General features: G+C 34.8%; 15 protein-coding genes. 8 read left to right on the top strand and 7 right to left on the bottom strand.

Annotated features, from left to right (window positions below):
- Nucleotides 1-40: 40 nt before the first annotated feature.
- Together C6H17_RS13455 and C6H17_RS07710 are read left to right on the top strand one after the other, a co-directional pair.
- The gene (locus tag C6H17_RS13455; protein WP_005217215.1) at nucleotides 41-562 is read left to right on the top strand and encodes a methylated-DNA--[protein]-cysteine S-methyltransferase; all 522 of its coding nucleotides are present in this window, start codon (nucleotides 41-43) and stop codon (nucleotides 560-562) included.
- A 189-nt stretch (nucleotides 563-751) separates the two neighbouring features.
- Entirely contained in the window at nucleotides 752-2,479 is a 1,728-nt protein-coding gene (locus tag C6H17_RS07710; RefSeq protein WP_005217212.1) for a proline--tRNA ligase, read from the top strand.
- 243 nt (nucleotides 2,480-2,722) lie between these two features.
- On the opposite strand, the gene pstB is transcribed toward C6H17_RS07710, so the two are convergent.
- Both pstB and pstA read right to left on the bottom strand, forming a co-directional pair.
- Nucleotides 2,723-3,481, bottom strand: coding sequence for a phosphate ABC transporter ATP-binding protein PstB (gene pstB / locus C6H17_RS07715; protein ID WP_004088596.1), 759 nt, complete (start codon nucleotides 3,479-3,481; stop codon nucleotides 2,723-2,725).
- Nucleotide 3,482: 1 nt separating this feature from the next.
- Nucleotides 3,483-4,301: a phosphate ABC transporter permease PstA gene (gene pstA / locus C6H17_RS07720; protein ID WP_004088598.1), complete on the bottom strand. Its 819-nt coding sequence runs from the start codon at nucleotides 4,299-4,301 to the stop codon at nucleotides 3,483-3,485.
- A gap of 326 nt (nucleotides 4,302-4,627) precedes the next feature.
- Between pstA and C6H17_RS07725 the strand changes: the two genes are divergently transcribed.
- Genes C6H17_RS07725 through rplS form a run of 3 tightly spaced genes read left to right on the top strand, consistent with a single transcriptional unit; the run spans nucleotide 4,628 to nucleotide 7,009 of the window.
- Nucleotides 4,628-5,953, top strand: coding sequence for an outer membrane family protein (locus C6H17_RS07725; RefSeq protein WP_005217209.1), 1,326 nt, complete (start codon nucleotides 4,628-4,630; stop codon nucleotides 5,951-5,953).
- Nucleotides 5,943-6,620: a tRNA (guanosine(37)-N1)-methyltransferase TrmD gene (gene trmD, locus C6H17_RS07730; RefSeq protein ID WP_005217207.1), complete on the top strand. Its 678-nt coding sequence runs from the start codon at nucleotides 5,943-5,945 to the stop codon at nucleotides 6,618-6,620. The genes C6H17_RS07725 and trmD overlap by 11 nt, the downstream gene beginning before the upstream one ends.
- Nucleotides 6,621-6,631: 11 nt before the next feature.
- Complete coding sequence (rplS, locus tag C6H17_RS07735; protein ID WP_004088603.1) at nucleotides 6,632-7,009, top strand: 50S ribosomal protein L19; 378 nt, start codon at nucleotides 6,632-6,634, stop codon at nucleotides 7,007-7,009.
- Between the two features lie 108 nt (nucleotides 7,010-7,117).
- On the opposite strand, the gene serB is transcribed toward rplS, so the two are convergent.
- Nucleotides 7,118-7,741 (bottom strand): phosphoserine phosphatase SerB, encoded by a 624-nt coding sequence (serB, locus tag C6H17_RS07740; protein ID WP_005217205.1) that lies wholly within the window; start codon nucleotides 7,739-7,741, stop codon nucleotides 7,118-7,120.
- Between the two features lie 16 nt (nucleotides 7,742-7,757).
- On the bottom strand, nucleotides 7,758-9,731 hold the full coding sequence (locus C6H17_RS07745; protein WP_020995523.1) for a M3 family oligoendopeptidase: 1,974 nt from the start codon (nucleotides 9,729-9,731) through the stop codon (nucleotides 7,758-7,760).
- A gap of 81 nt (nucleotides 9,732-9,812) precedes the next feature.
- Between C6H17_RS07745 and C6H17_RS07750 the strand changes: the two genes are divergently transcribed.
- Genes C6H17_RS07750 through C6H17_RS07760 form a run of 3 tightly spaced genes read left to right on the top strand, consistent with a single transcriptional unit; the run spans nucleotide 9,813 to nucleotide 12,848 of the window.
- Nucleotides 9,813-11,393 carry a sensor histidine kinase gene (locus C6H17_RS07750; RefSeq protein ID WP_020995522.1) on the top strand — a complete coding sequence of 527 codons (1,581 nt, stop codon included), beginning with the start codon at nucleotides 9,813-9,815 and terminating at the stop codon, nucleotides 11,391-11,393.
- Nucleotides 11,368-12,078, top strand: coding sequence for a response regulator (locus C6H17_RS07755; protein WP_004088607.1), 711 nt, complete (start codon nucleotides 11,368-11,370; stop codon nucleotides 12,076-12,078). The genes C6H17_RS07750 and C6H17_RS07755 overlap by 26 nt, the downstream gene beginning before the upstream one ends.
- Nucleotides 12,075-12,848, top strand: coding sequence for a hypothetical protein (locus C6H17_RS07760; protein WP_005217198.1), 774 nt, complete (start codon nucleotides 12,075-12,077; stop codon nucleotides 12,846-12,848). Before C6H17_RS07755 ends, C6H17_RS07760 begins: the two co-directional genes overlap by 4 nt.
- Nucleotides 12,849-13,006: 158 nt before the next feature.
- Here the strand turns inward: C6H17_RS07760 and C6H17_RS07765 are convergent, their stop codons facing one another.
- The 3 genes from C6H17_RS07765 to C6H17_RS07775 form a co-directional block, all read right to left on the bottom strand.
- Entirely contained in the window at nucleotides 13,007-13,891 is an 885-nt protein-coding gene (locus C6H17_RS07765) for a menaquinone biosynthesis family protein (RefSeq protein ID WP_005217196.1), read from the bottom strand.
- Between the two features lie 155 nt (nucleotides 13,892-14,046).
- The gene (locus tag C6H17_RS07770) at nucleotides 14,047-14,775 is read right to left on the bottom strand and encodes a carbonic anhydrase family protein (RefSeq protein ID WP_005217194.1); all 729 of its coding nucleotides are present in this window, start codon (nucleotides 14,773-14,775) and stop codon (nucleotides 14,047-14,049) included.
- A 125-nt stretch (nucleotides 14,776-14,900) separates the two neighbouring features.
- Nucleotides 14,901-16,355: autotransporter outer membrane beta-barrel domain-containing protein (locus tag C6H17_RS07775; RefSeq protein ID WP_199768867.1), on the bottom strand; the 1,455-nt coding region annotated here is incomplete at its 5' end.

Raw genomic sequence — 16,355 nt, forward strand, 5'->3', positions numbered from 1 at the left:
TTAGAATCTAAAATGTAATTGTAGCGTAAAAGGACAGAGTATGCTAAATCACTATGGCGGACTATATAAAAGCTTAATTGGCGATATAGGCATTATGATATATAAAGATAGGATTGTGAATATAGAGATTTTTGCTAAAGACGCAAAACCGCTGCATAGCATTGAAACATATAAGAATTTAAAAGAAAATCCCATAAGCAAACAAACAATCAAGGCTTTAACACTTTATCTATCAGGTAAGATTCCACTTGATATGCAGCATAAAAGTAATATTTCATTGCAATTATTTCTCAATGGAAGTGTGTTTCAAAAAGATGTATGGAATGCACTCTTACGCATTCCCTATGGTGAAACAAGGAGTTACAAAGATATTGCCAAAGAGATTGGAAAGCCAAATGCTATGCGCGCTGTTGGTAGTGCATGTAAAAAGAATCCAATATTGTTTTTTATCCCTTGTCATCGCGTTATAAATAGTAATGGAAATATGGGCGGTTATCGTGCAGGACTTGATATTAAGAAACATTTGCTTATGCTTGAAACAGGGGTAAAATTTACAATTTAAGAGAGGAGCATATTTAATGCCTATTGTTTGCATATACACCAAACATTTAGAATCTAATCTTCAACAACTTAGGCTATAATAAGCACTTTTAGGCTCAAAGAGACTTGCGCTCTTTGATTGTGTAATATACAAGATTCTGTAAGATATTTATACAGAATTTATAACCATCACTCATAAAAAAGGAAAATCATGCGTTTTTCAACTTTCTTTGCACCAACACTTAAAGAAGCACCAAAAGATGCAGTATTAAAAAGCCATATCTATTTGCTTAGGGCAGGCTACATTCATCAAATAGGCAGCGGTATTTACAACTTCTTGCCATTGGCACAAATTGTAATGGATAAAATCAAAACCATAGTAAGAGAAGAGATGAATAGAGCCGGGGCAAATGAAATCACTATGGGATTTCTAACGCCAACAAGCCTTTGGGAGCAAAGTGGAAGATATGAAAAATATAGCGAATTAGCCCTTTTTACCGATAAAAAAGGGGCTTCCTTTGTGCTTGGTCCAACACATGAAGAGTGTGTAACAGAGATAGCAAAAACCTATATCAAAAGCTATAAGCAACTGCCACTTAATCTCTATCAAATCCATTTAAAATTTAGAGATGAGTTGCGTCCTAGATTTGGGCTTTTACGCGCTAGAGAGTTTGTTATGAAGGATGCGTATAGTTTTCATGATTCTTTAGAATCTTTGAATAAAGAGTTTATAAATATGCGTGATACTTATGTGAGAATCTTTAGTCGTTTAGGGCTTGATTTTCGCATTGTTGAGGCGGATTCTGGTGCGATTGGCGGGAGTGGTAGTCGTGAGTTTATGGTGCTTGCTGAATGCGGTGAAGACACGATCGTAACTTGTGCTAAATGTGATTATGCTTCAAATATTGAAGCAGCAGTGCGTAAGCCAAAAACATGCGATGAGATTGCCCCACAAGCTACAAGCAATTATCATAAATTTGAAACGCCAAATGTAAAAACCATTGATGAGTTAAGCAAGTTTTTTAAAGTCAATCCATTCTATCTTATGAAAGCGGTTGTAAAAAAAGTGATTTTTAAAGATAGCATCGATATTGCTATATTTTTTATGCGCGGTCAAGATATGCTAGAGGATACTAAGGCGTTAAATGCACTTCAGGCAATCGATGCCTCTGTGCTTGATATAGCCGATGCGGATACGCCATTTTTAGAATCTTATAAGTTGCCACAAGGCTCTATTGGTCCTATACATTTGCGTACTTTGACAAATTCTCGTTTTATTGTTTTTGATAAGGAATTAGAAAACGGAGAGGATTTGATATGTGGGGCAAATGAGCATGGCTATCATTATGTTGGCGTGCAATTAGAAGAATTTGATGATTTATATTATCGTGATTTAGTGGCTGTGCAAGAGGGAGATTCTTGTGCTAAGTGCGGTGGGACTTTGCGTTATAGCAAGGGCATTGAAGTGGGGCATATTTTTAAACTAGAGGATAAGTATTCAAAGCCTATGCAGGCTAATTTTCTTCTTTCAAATGGCTCTAGCATGCCTTTTACTATGGGTTGCTATGGGCTTGGTGTAAGCAGACTAATATCAGCGATTTTAGAGCAAAAGGCAGATGAAAAAGGCTGTGTGTGGGGAGCTGTCGCACCATTTAAGCTTGATATTATCATCTCAAATATGAAAAATGAAGAAGAGGTGCTTTTTGCTACAAATCTTTACACACAACTACAAGAGAAGGGCATTGAAGTCATACTTGATGATAGGAATGAGAGGTTTGGGAGTAAAATCGCTGATTTTGAGTTAATCGGCTTTGAATATGCCTTAATTGTAGGTAAGAGACTTGCTGAAAATAAGTTAGAATTAATAAAGCGAGATGGACTCATAAGGACAGAATATAGCAGCGCAAATATCTTAGAATCTTTGCTTGGGATTTTGTAAATAAGATTCTATAATCGGTTATGCTATAAAAGATTTGCAAACAAAAGATTCACTAAAGACAGGTGTAACAAAAATATAAATTAAGTAAATGGCAAAATCTACAGCAACTCCACAAACACTATATAATTACAAATTGCTTGTGGGAATCTAAGATTGAAAAAGATTGTCTAAATCTTGTTATACAATAAGAAAACGCCTACACTCATACTTCAAAAACAGAATCTAAATGCAATGGAATAAAAATCACCCAAATCTTCCCGCAATATAATCTTGTGTTTTCTTATCCTTTGGTTTTGAAAAGATCTTTTCAGTGTCATCAAACTCTATCACTTCACCAAGCAAAAAGAAAGCAGTTTTATCAGATATACGCATAGCTTGCTGCATATTGTGCGTAACGATAATAATCGTATATTCTTTTTTGAGTTTATTAATGAGTTCTTCTATCTTTAGTGTTGAGATAGGATCAAGTGCGCTTGTAGGTTCGTCCATTAGGATTACTTCAGGATTTACGGCTAATGTCCTTGCGATACATAGTCTTTGTTGCTGTCCGCCACTAAGGCTTAGGGCAGATTGCTTTAATCTATCTTTAAGATCTCCCCATAAGCCAACATCTTTTAAGCATTCTTCTACGATAGAATCAAGCTTATCCTTATGCTTTATCCCATGTGTTTTTGGACCAAATACCATGTTATCATAAATACTCATAGGAAATGGGTTTGGTTTTTGAAAGACCATGCCAACCTTTTTACGCAATATATTTACATCATATTTTTTATAGATATTAACTTCATCTAATAGAATCTTGCCTTTAATTTTACAGCCTTCTACTAAGTCATTCATACGATTAAGGCTTTTTAGAAAAGTGGATTTACCACAACCACTAGGACCGATAAAGGCAGTTACTTTGCCTTTTAGAATCTGCATATTAATATTTTTTAACGCATGAAAATCATTATAGTAAAGATTCATATCCTTAATACTAAAACATACTTTTTTATCCATTTTATGCCTTTGTGAGAGTTTTTGCTATGTAGTTTGATAAAAGATTGATGATTAGCACAATCACAATGAGAATCATTGCCGTGCTATATGCCTCATTGATATGATGCCCTTCATTTGATATAAGATACATGTGCATACTAAGAGTCCTACCAGAATCAAATAGTCCAGAAACTTGAGCAAATCCGCCAAAGGTATAAAGCAATGCGGCACTTTCACCTACAATCTTACCAATACTAAGGATTATTCCTGCTAAGATTCCGGGTGTAGCAGCAGGTAGAATAATCGCAAAAATAGTTCTAAGTTTCCCTGCCCCAAGTGCAAAACTTGCCTCTCTATACATTAAAGGCACAGACTTTAATGCCTCTTGTGCGCTACGCAAAATTACAGGTAAAATCATAATAGTAATGGTAAGGCTACCTGCTAAAAAGCTAAACTTTAATTGAAAAAATACGACAAATGCAAGGAAGCCAAAAAGCCCATATACGATTGATGGGATACCTACAAGCGTTTCAGCTGCGGTTGTAATGACAGCGATGAGTTTATTTTTACTACTGCTATATTCTGTGAGAAAAATCGCCCCAAAGATTCCAAAAGGCATGGCAATAGCAAGGGAGAAAAGTATCATATTAATGGTATTTATAATAGCTGGCATCATAGAGACATTTTCGCTATTATATTCCCATTCAAAAAGGCTTGGTGTGAGATAGACAACACCTTTTATAAAAATAAAGCCAATTAAAATACAAAATATAGCAAGTGTGCTAAAAATAGATAGTCGCATACACCAAAACAATAGACTAGATAGCCCATCTCTTCTCATCTTTATCCCTTATTAATCATTAGAAAATTTGCTTGAAAGTGTAAAAAATGTATGTAAAATCGCACAACTAGATTGTAAAATATTTGTAAATTATTGCTACAACTAACTCTTAGGGCGTTAATTTTCTTGCTTTGATTCTAGGATACTTCATTTATCTTTTGTTATATGTGGCATTGAAATGTATTTTTACACCAAATACACGCTAAAAACATGAAATATTTATAGAATCACATACAAAAATATCTACAAAAACAAACATAAATATCATATAATTTTCATTATTTTTCACAATGTCTTATTAGGACAAAATAGCACAAGGAGTTATCATGCGATTACATAAGATTCTCATATTTTCTGCACTCAGCCTTTCTATGCTGTATGCAAGGCAGAATGAGATTGCAATCATGGAGCAAGAGCATAAAAACACAGAATCTACAATAGAGCAAGAAAATGGTGTATTTCTACATGGTGGTTTAGAAGTGTTTAATAAGACTGCATTTAGCACGAAACAAGCATTGCCAAATAATAGCTATGGTTACGCCTTAGGGCAATTAGGCGTGGGGTATAAATATAATGATTTTCAGGTTATGATTGGAGCGGTTGCTGCTGGGCTTACTTATGATTCTACAAAAGGTTTAGGTTATAACTATGTGGGGGCATATCCGGGCTATCTCAATGACAAAGACGCAACAGCGGACAATACCCATAATGCGTTCGTGCATAATGCTTATATACACTATCAAACAGATTCTCTAAATATTAAAGCAGGGAGATTTGAGCAAGAAGATGATGATTGGTTTGATAGCTATGCTGAAGGTATAAATGCGGTGTATAAATTTGCGGATAACTTTCATGTAAAGCTTTTTGGCTCAAGCACAGTGGCACTTGTAGGTAATGGTTGGCTTACAGATTTTAGCACTACTTATTCTACTTATGGAATCTTAAATGCTGAAGTCGGCTATAATAACGACTTTTTAGATGCAAAGGCTTATGTGTATTATGGTGCAAAAGAGTATGTTGCACCGGGGCTTAGTGTGAGTGCTAGTTTTGGCGATAAAGAGAGTGTTAGCTATACTACAAAGCTAGTCGCACTTTTCCCTATACATAGTAAAAGCATTCTTGATATAGGTAATCACTTTTTCGCTGACTTTAAAGATCCCACCGGCTTTACTTCAAGCATTCTTGTGAGACAAGATATTGACATTTATGATACTTATAAAATCGCACTTGGAGTCTATAAAAATATAGGTAACGCAAATGCTAGAATGGGTATGTTTGGTAATCCTATCGGCATAGATATTTGGGATAATAGTGTGTATGGCACAGGCAGATCGCTTAATGCTTCTGTAGCCCCTGATGCCCTTAGCGTTTTGCTTTTCACAGAAGCTAGATATGAAAAATTAGCAAAATTTATAGAATCTCTAGCCTTCGGGCTTGATGGGCGATATACCACTGCCCCGAGTGCGACAGAGTATTCATTGAAATTTATTATCGATTGGCAGATTATAGATTCTGTAAGTTTGGGCTTAATTGCTAACTATTACACACATATCATGCAAAATGATGCGTGGAATGAGCAAGATATTGCCCTAAATGGTCGTCATGTCCTTGATAGAAGCTATCTTATGTCATCTGTAACCTATGCGTTTTAGTTTTTTTACCCTTTTTCCAGATTTAATTATGCCTTATTTTGGGTATAGCATTATGCGAAATGCTATACATAATAAAAAGATTGAAGTAGAATGTATAAATATCCGCGATTATGCTTTCAATAAGCATAAAAAAGTGGATAATGCCCTTATTGGCGGTGGAGCAGGAATGCTACTTGATCCATTTGTGCTTGATTGTGCTTTACAACAGGCAAGAGATTCACGCATTATATTTCTTAGCCCTTGTGGTGCGAAATTTAGTCATAAAGATTCTGTCCGCCTTAGCAAATATAGCCATATTAGCTTTGTGTGTGGGCGATATGAGGGCTTTGATGAGCGAAGTATTGAGCTACATGCGACAGAGATTTTTAGCATAGGCGATTTTATCTTAAGTGGTGGCGAGTTGGGGGCATTATGTATGGCAGATTCTATTGCTAGGCACATACATGGTGTGCTTGGCAATGAGCTATCTTTGCAGGGTGAAAGCTTTGAATCTGGTTTGCTTGAAGCACCAAATTTCACAAAATCAAAGCAGTTTGCTAAAAAAAATCAAGAAAATTTACCAACTTCAGCATATTTAAATGGAAATCACGCTATAATCAGCGATTTAAAACTTACCATGTCTAAGATGAAAACGCAATATTTTAGACCGGATTTATTAACATCATAAGTGAGGAAATCATGAAAAATCGATATATCGAGCAATTTGAAAAAGCACAACTTGAGAATAAGTCTGTGCCACAATTTAAAGCAGGTGATACTCTGCGTGTTGGGATTAAGATAAAAGAGGGTGATAAAACGAGAGTGCAAAACTTTGAGGGTGTATGTATAGCTATACGCGGTAATGGCGTGGATAGGACTTTTACCGTGCGTAAAATGGGTGCTAACAATATAGGTGTTGAAAAGATTTTTCCACTTTATAGCGATAGCTTAGAGAAAATAGAAGTGTTGCGTATTGGGCGAGTCCGCCGTGCAAAACTTTATTATTTGCGTAATAGAAGAGGTAAAGCCGCAAGAATTAAGGAATTAAGAAAAGAGTTGAATAAAAAAGAAGCATAAACAACACGCTTTATCATTCTGCGTTTAAGCAAGAATGGACGAGTCGCTCCAGATTCTACAAGCATAACCATTTAAGCATCGCAAGTTACTAGAAATGCAGGATAGAATCTAGTCTATAATCTCTAGCACTTCTCTTAAGTCTTTTGTGTCAATGCAATGTGTAGCACTCTTTTTTAATATATCTTTCGCACAGAATGCAATCTTTGTATCAGCATAGGCAAACATAGATAAGTCGTTTGCACCATCGCCAATGACCGCACAATCTTTAGAAGTTAAGCCTAAAACACCTTGCAAGTTCTGCAACATATTGCCCTTAGAATCTGCAAACATCATATCCCCGCCAACTCTTCCTGTAAGCTTAGAATCTTTATGGTGCAAGATATTGCTAAAAGTAGCATTTAGTCCCAAAATTGGCTTAAAATATTCTGTAACAATGCGAAATCCACCGCTAAAGCAAACGACAATATGCCCCCTTTTTCTTAGCTCTTTTACGCATTCAATAGCCCCGCACATGAGATGAAAATCCTTTTCTACACTCTCTTGCACCAAACTTAAAGGCATATTCTCTAAAAGTGCCACTCGTTTTAACAGACTTTCAAAAAAGTCAAGTCTGCCCTCCATAGCCTCTCTAGTGATATAGGCAACAGCAGATTCTACCTTATATCGCTTTGCAAAAATGTCAATACTCTCGCCATCCATAAGCGTTGAATCAAAATCAAAAACAACAAGCATAATACTCCCTTATATGTTATAGTCTCGTGCTATTGAGTAAATCTTCAAATTCACTTAAAAGATTTTTTACTTCATTCATACCAATTTCCCAAAATGCACTTTCATTGACATCAAATCCAAAGGTAAGGATTAAATCTCTTGGGCTTTTACTGCCACCAGCACTTAAGAAATCTATGTAGGTTTGTATAAACTTTTCTTTATCTTCACTTCTTTTATAAAGTCCAAAAAGAGCTAGAACTAAAAGCTGTCCGTAAGAATAGGCATAGCAATAAAAGGGTGAGTGGATAAAATGCGGGATATAGCTCCACCATTTTGCGTATTTTTTTGTCAAATGCACGCTATCCCCAAACATTTTTTTATTTTCATCAAGCCAGATTCTATCAAAATCTTCACTTTTTAGCTCTCCCTCTCTTTCATGGATTGCCCTTTCAAAATTTGTCATTACAATTTGTCTAAATAAGGTTGAAAAAATATCTTCAATTTTACCTGCATATATATCAAGCAATTCTCTGCCTTTTAAGGTCTTTTTCATGCTATCAAATAAAAGCATTTCAGCAAATACTGAAGCAGTCTCTGCGGTTGTAAGCGGTGTGTCGTGATTGAGTGTGCCTTGAATCTTGCTTAGTTCCTGATGGATTGCATGTCCTAATTCATGTGCGATTGTAAAAGCATCGCGTCTATTGCCTGTGAAGTTTAGCATAACATAGGGGTGGGCACTTGGCACACTTCCATGACTAAATGCACCGCCTCTTTTTGCGGGTTTTGGGTGAGAATCTATCCAGCCATTAAAGATAGCTTCTTTTGCAATCTCATAGAATCTTGGACTAAATTTATAAAAAGATTCTAATGTATCATACAAGGCGTCTTGAAACTCGACTTCCGCTTTTTTAGAGTTTTCCTTAGTAAGTCCTAATGGTGCATAGCGATCATAATCTTTAAGCTTATGTCCTAAGAGTTGGGATTTTACACGATAGTATCCATGCACGAGATTCATATTCGCATTGACACAATCAATCATGCTATCAACGCTTTCTTGTGTCGTTTGATTGCTAATATGGCGGAAAGATTCTGGCTTTTCATAGCCCCTTAGATTCTGTGTTATAGCTACATCTTTACGCACCATATTTAAAATGTAAGTTAATAAATGCGAGTTTTTACGCAAGCCTTTTGTAAAGTTTTTTTGCGCGAGTTTTCTTAGCTTTCTATTCCTTACATGTAGGAATCCTAGTATCTCTTCTTCGCCTATCTCTTCATCATTTAATACGCCTTTAAAACGCATATTTGCAAAACTTTCATCAAATAATCTTGAGAAAGCATCAACGCCAACAGGCGATACATTCAGCAATATTTGCTCTTCTTTTAAGCTTAGCTTATACTTTTTATTTGCTTCAATGGTTTGTAAGAAAAAGGCGTAATTTTCATTTGCTTTTATAAATTCATTCATTTTAGTAGAATCTAAGTCAGCAAACTCAAGCTCAAAAAACATAACCTTTGCATACATAGCATTGCATTTCATTTCATAATCAGCATATAATGCCCCGTATTTCTTACTATCTATGGCAAATTTTAAAAAGACATATGTCATAATAGAGCCTAAGCCTTCACTAAGTGAATCATAAGTTTGCAATGCTTTAGAAAACTCTTCAGTCTTTAGTGTAGATAGCTTCCCTGCATAGTTATCATTAAAATTTTGCAGTTTTTTATCAAGCTCTTTTGCGAAAGATTCTAAAGATTCTTCATCTTTAAAAAGTGCGTTTAAATCAAAATCAAGTGTTTTTGGTAAAGCCTTTTTTTCAACAATTTTTGTCTTTTTATCACTGATTTTAGAATCTTTAACTTTACAATCTTGCTTTTTATCTTTTGGGGATTTTAAGTCTTTTTTATCCTTACCTAACTCATTTGGTGCTACTTTTTCTTTTTTTAGAATCTCTTTTGTGCCTTTGTCCTTAGTTTCTGTGCTTTCCTTATTATTCATGGAATCTTTTGCCATAGCCATACCCTTTTAGTAAAATCTCATAATCTACATTATAATATGTTATAGTTTTGTTTTAGCTTAAAATAGGGTTGCAATATGCAAAGTCATAATCAATTTGGTATAGCAAATAATATGGATAATAGCCGTTTGGGTTTTACCTTTTATGCGAAGTTTCTGCCTTTTGTTTTTTCTATCGGGCTTTTTACATTATTTCTTGTCGCATATTTGTCGATTAAGGGGTTAAAAGATGATTTTGATGGGAGTGTGCCAGAACCATTGAGTGAATTAAGCCTATTAAATGACTTTCAAAGTCAATATATGCTTGAAACAATTGATATACTACAAGATAATCCAAAAGGGACTAAAACCTATGCTACAAGCTTTTATCAATGGAGTCTTTATAAAAATCTCTCACAATCTTTAAATGAGCAAAGGGGTGTGTTTAGCTTTTTAAGACATATTTATAAAACTACTTTTTTAACAAAGCAAAACGACATGATTCTATCACTCGAAAGAAAAAAACAACAATTAGTGGAAGAAGTAGAAAAAACCATTACTCTTGAAGCAGCAAATATCCTAAAAGCAGATAGAGATCTCTTATACGAACATGCAAAAAAGGTAAATAGCATTAGTGCAAATATCATTAATACACAAGTTGCCCTGCATACACTTGAGAAAGAGGTAACAGATCATTTTCATAATGCAACAATAGGACTATTGTGTATGATAACGCTGCTTGTATTTATTATTGTTGTATGTATTGATATTGTTGTGATTGGTTTTATCCGCCGATTAAATCAGTATTTAGAAGAGCAGTTTAATAATGCAACGGCAGATTTACGCTGTCTAAACGCACATTTGCAAAATGAAATCGCAAAAAAAGTAGAAGATATACGCAAAAAAGATATAGCAATCTATGCGCAATCAAAACTTGCAGCAATGGGAGAAATGGTGCAAAATATCGCACATCAATGGAGAAATCCGCTAAACTCGCTAGGCTTAGTCATGCAGGATATACAACAAAAATTTAATAGAAACTCTCTTACAAAAGAGATATTAAATAAGCATATAACAACCTCTCTAGCACTCGCAGATAATATGAGTAATACCATTGATATTTTTCACAATTTCTTCCGCTTAGATAATAGTTTTGAGCACTTTGACATAAAAGACGCAATTCATGAAGTAGTCATTATTTATGAGCCATTATTACAAGCCTTAAACATACAGATACATATCGAATATGATACACAAGAAGAATATAGAATCTTTGGCAATAAACATGCGTTTATGCAGATTGTGCTTGTGCTACTTGGCAATATAAAAGATGTATTTGCTGAAAGAAAGATAAAAAATCCATATTGCTTTATCACACTTGGAAAAAAAGATTCTATCCTGCGTTTAGATATATATGATAATGCGGGTGGGATTAATCCACATATTATTGATAGAATCTTTGATATTTATGTTACAACAAAAAAGATGGGAACAGGCATAGGACTCTATATGGCAAAAGAAATGCTAACAAAATATTTACAAGGCAATATCCATGCTAAAAACATCACCTTTAATTATAATGGCGAGTATTGTAAAGGGGCATTATTTGTGCTAGAATTGCAGCTTAGTGACACGATGGAGGGAGAAGTCGGCAATGAACGAGAGATTAAAAGAGATTGAGATTCTAAAACAGCTCACAATCCTTTATGCAGAAGATGACTATACAGCAAGGCAGACACTTGCTTCAATATTGGAGGATTATTTTGGCAATGTTATGGTTGCAAAAGATGGGTTAGAAGCATGGGAGATATTTCAGGCAAATCATATTGATATTGTTTTGACAGATATTGTCATGCCACGCTTTGATGGTATAAAACTTATGCGACAGATTCGCTACAATGCAAAGAAAGATATACCTATCGTGCTTATTAGTGCTTTAACAGAGACGCATTACTTTCTTGAGGCGATTAAGCTTGGTTGCAATGGCTATTTATTAAAACCTATAAAAATAGATGAGCTGACAGATACGCTGCATAATGCGGTATTGCCCTTTGCACAAAATAAAATTATTGAAATGCAAAATCAATTACTTCTAGCCCTAAATACACTTTTTGGTGGTAAAAAGGTAGAAATCGTGCAGTATCTCTTCACACATTGTGATAATGAACAAATCTTTTATGGCACACATGATGAGATTGCCGAACATTTAAATACGACACGACAAACTGTGGCACAATGCTTTAAAGATTTAACTCAAAAAGGCTTGCTACAAAAGATTCGAAACAAAGCCTATAAACTAGGACATATAGAAGATTTTACACATACAACCATATTAGAATCTAATTACGATGAGGAGCAAATATGAAGCTATCATATTTCTTTACACAATCTTTTAATCATCTAAGATTCTATAAAAGCTATTGCTTTCAGTTAAATGCTTTTTCAAATGCTTTTTATAGAGTCTTGAATAAAATCTCTCAAATACTTGCCCTACTCTTCATATTACTCTTAAGCACTTTTTCATCTATATATGCAAAGGATACTGAAAAAGGGCTTAAAAATTCACAAGAAAAAATTACAGAGGCAAATGGCTTAATAGGCATACCAGAAGATGATAGGAAAATAGAAGTATTTAATCACGATCTTTATATATTGCCCTATTTTCATGCACAAGTTGGCATGGGTGCGGCTAATACAGAAAAAATAGCACAAAAAAATAGCACAATTACAGAATCTACTATCCCGACATTTATGATTGGCGTAGGCTTTCAACAGCAATATTATATGTTAGGTGTAAATATAGGCTATAAAATACAGCTATCCTATGAAGTCGGCGTGAAATCTCTTGGTGAAAATACGATGGCATTTCGCAGTGGTGGGGCATTTTTCCAAATCCATGCGGGATACAAATATGTCTTACCACATATAAATATTGGCTATGAAATGCTCTCTGTTGGCAATGATTTTCTCCCAAGCTCAAAGGAAGAAGTCATCTATGCAGATAAAGGCATGGCATTTGGCTATGGAGTAACATTCCTACTAAACCGCTATAATGCACTCGAACTTGGTATAAGACACTCAAAAATATATGGCGACAAACCCCGACTTCTCTTTAACTATGAGTTTAGATTCTAAGGTTGTTTATTGTGGATTAACTTCATTTGAAGTTGTTGAAATCTAGAACATGCGTGTTTGTTTCACTAAGATTTAAAATTTACCTAAAGTTAAGCGTAAAAACTAGTTTCTGTTCTATCCCATAAACCCTACAACCACCTAATATTTGAAATGATACTCTAACCATACCGCACTTGTGTGTATTCTTTTGGGATAAGGTATTTTTCAAGTTTGATTAGATTTTTATAGATTCCGTGATTATAGCCTATTTCATATAATCTTTCTAATGCTTGTGTCTGTTTTGTGCTTAAAGTATGTGAGTTTTCATTTGCATAGAGTTGCAAATATATATCAAGTTCTTTAGCATTAATTCTTACAAGGTTATTTTCAAGCAGCATTTTTGTTAAAATATCTTTGTGTTTTAGCCCTATTTGTATCGCACGAGTTAAAACTTCTTCTAGCATAATCGCACGATTTAGCGGTATGGACCTACGCAGAGCCATGCCACCAAGTGGCAAGGGCAAATCATCTTTGCATAAATCCTGCCATATATCCCAAATGTAGCTTTCTACTTCAAGCTCATTAGAGAAATTAAGGATTGATTCATGGATTAACACCCCGGCATCTACCTCGCCAGATAGCACACTTTGCTCAATCTCTAAAAAGTTTTTATATACAACGCGTGCATTTGGATAATGGATTCTAAAAAGCATGGCATTTGTAGTATGCTCTCCGCTTAAGGCTACTTTAAAATTGCGTTTTAGTTTCGCATTTTTGCGTTTTACCATTTTTGGTCCATAGCCCTCACCAAAGCTCATGCCTGTGCGTAATAGCGCATATTCATTGCAAATATGCGGATAAAGTGAAAATGATATGGCACTAATATCATATAAACCTTGCAAACATGCAACATTAAGAGTTTCAATATCAAGCGCACTATTAATGAGTTTATAAGGCGTATCTACCCAGCCAAAAGCAATCGCATAATACATAAAAATATCATCAGCATCGGGGCTATGTGCGATTGTATAGGCATCGTTTGCTGTATGTGGTAAGGTCTGCATAGTATTCCTTCTAGTTTCATGTGTGTAATTATAGTCTATTTTATGCTAGATTTAATGGTATTATAAAACTGGCTTCTCAAACAATGACAAATCTTGACATATAAAACAGAATCTAAAGTTTCCATAACCACCTTGCAAGGCGACTAAAAATAGCATTAATTCACAATCAAACGATTAAAAATCTCTTGAGATGGACGCGCATTTGAGCCTGTAATATCACGCATAAAATCAACTTGACTTTGTGTTATGGTCATCGTTTGCTTAAGCACAATCCATCGCACACCTTGTGAGCATGGTGGTGTTGTGAGTGAGCCATCAAACTGATATGAAGTAAGATCGCTTGGTAGTAGCTTATGAATATCAATATTTGCGATAAAGTTTGCTTTATCTGGTTGTGTGGGTAGGTTTTTCACTAAAGATTCAATGATAGGATTAGATCGCCCTTCCACAAAAAAGACGGCAAGTATTACCTTATGTCCTTTAGAATCTTCATGCAAAAATTGTGCTTCAAGTATGCCGCGAAGTGAATCGATTGCATTTTCACCGGGTGTTTTAAAATATATTTCTTTTAGCTGATAGCGATTGCCATTCATTTCTAAAAAGTTTCCTTGCGGATAAATCATTTTAAAAGCGTGATTAGAAAGCATGAGATTTACCCCCTTTGCCACGCTGTATTTAAGCTCAAATTGTGCTGCACCCTTGCTTACATTTTTTGTAACGATATTTATGGGTGATTGCTGATTGCCCTCCGCACAGCCCAAATAGAGTGGATTAAGATTTGCCCAATACTGCGGTGCAGTATTATCTTTATAACTCCAGTTTTGCTTGTTTTGTGCGTATATAAACTGCGTAAGCGATAAAAGCACAAGGATATAAAGTCTCATATTTACTCCTTATATAGAATCTCATGTAGAATTATAAACTCTAAAAAAGAAGTTTTAGTCTTACCACACTTAGTTTCTACCCCTATCCTCCCCTATATTTCAAAGTTTAGATTCTAAGATATCCCCTAAAACACAACCCTACCACCAATATTAAATCCTAAGCCAAAGTTTTTATCAAATACACTGCTTTGTAAGCTAAGACTGCCATTTAAATACCATCTACCAAAGCTATATTCTCCACCACCTGTAAGGAATACATAAGACTTATAACCTTGAGCTTTATATCTCATATTAAAGTTATTTACAGAATCACCTATATTACCTATACTTGTAGTTGTAGTCCCACTAGAATCTACATTATTTTGTAAAATGATTGCATCTTGTTTTAATTGAGCGACTATAAAGATATAGCTTTGATTTGCAAAGTATTTACGACCATCTATGCCTATATTTACACTTATAGTTTGTCTTATATTATCATCTGTATTCATAGCAAATATAGGATTGCCATTATCTTTTCTTTTAAAGCCACTTGAACCTAATACATAATAAGATAATCCTGCAAAAGGTTTTACTATATAGCCCTTTTTCATTAAAAAGGCATAACCATAAGTTGCATTTAAATCTATATTAGAGAGTGTATAGCTATACTCATCACCAAAGAGAGCAAGTAAATCCATATTCTTAATTGGAGATCCTTGTCTCTCGTTTGTAAAGCTAAAGGCAGTATTAAGCGTTACATCTATTTCATGGTTCTCAATGAAAGTTCTTGTATAGATTCCAGCAAACATATTGTTTGAGTTATTTGAAGTAAAGCCATTATTGTTTCCATTGAATGTGCCATAGCCATAACCACCATACGCACCAAATGCAGTTTGCAGACTATCTACAAAATAATCATACCCTGCATTAAATCCATAGAGTTGAGCCGTCCCTGTTTTAGAGAAGTTAAGATTACCTAGCATATTAACCCAAGCATGATTTGGATATTCTTCTCTATTATTAAATCTCATGATTAAATCTGCTAAGGTATCAAACCATACTTCATTTGAGTTGTTATCACTTGTTATATCACTTTGTATATCTGTTACTCCATTGTTTGCATTTTGTGTGTTTTGCATAGCATATTGTGTATTATTTTGCACCCCATGCCCTGTGTCCGTTTGTATATCTGTTGCCCCATTAGGATTTGAGCTACTTGCTAGAGTAGCTACACTGCTTCTATATACGGCATTACTATTTGTATTACCACTTACTATGTTATTAATAGCTACTATTCTTGTGTTTGTATTAGAATCTAGACTTGCTAGTTTTAGTTTCTCTGCTTCTTTTAATGCTGCTTCTAAATTCTTTTGATAGTTTTGCATAGCTATATAGCTACTAGCACTCCCATGAATGCTAGCTACTCTTGCTAGGCGATTTAGTTTTGCACTCTCCATTGATAGTGTGAGTGTATGAAGTGTTGATGCTTTATTCTCTAAGTTTGAGACATGATCTATTGCTGTATCTAGAGTCCTTCCTACTTCTAGGAAATACTCTAGATTTCTTGAAGCAGCTAGAGTTTGGTCTAGGTTTATTAA

This window comes from Helicobacter rappini (assembly GCF_900198625.1).
GTDB lineage: Bacteria > Campylobacterota > Campylobacteria > Campylobacterales > Helicobacteraceae > Helicobacter_A > Helicobacter_A rappini.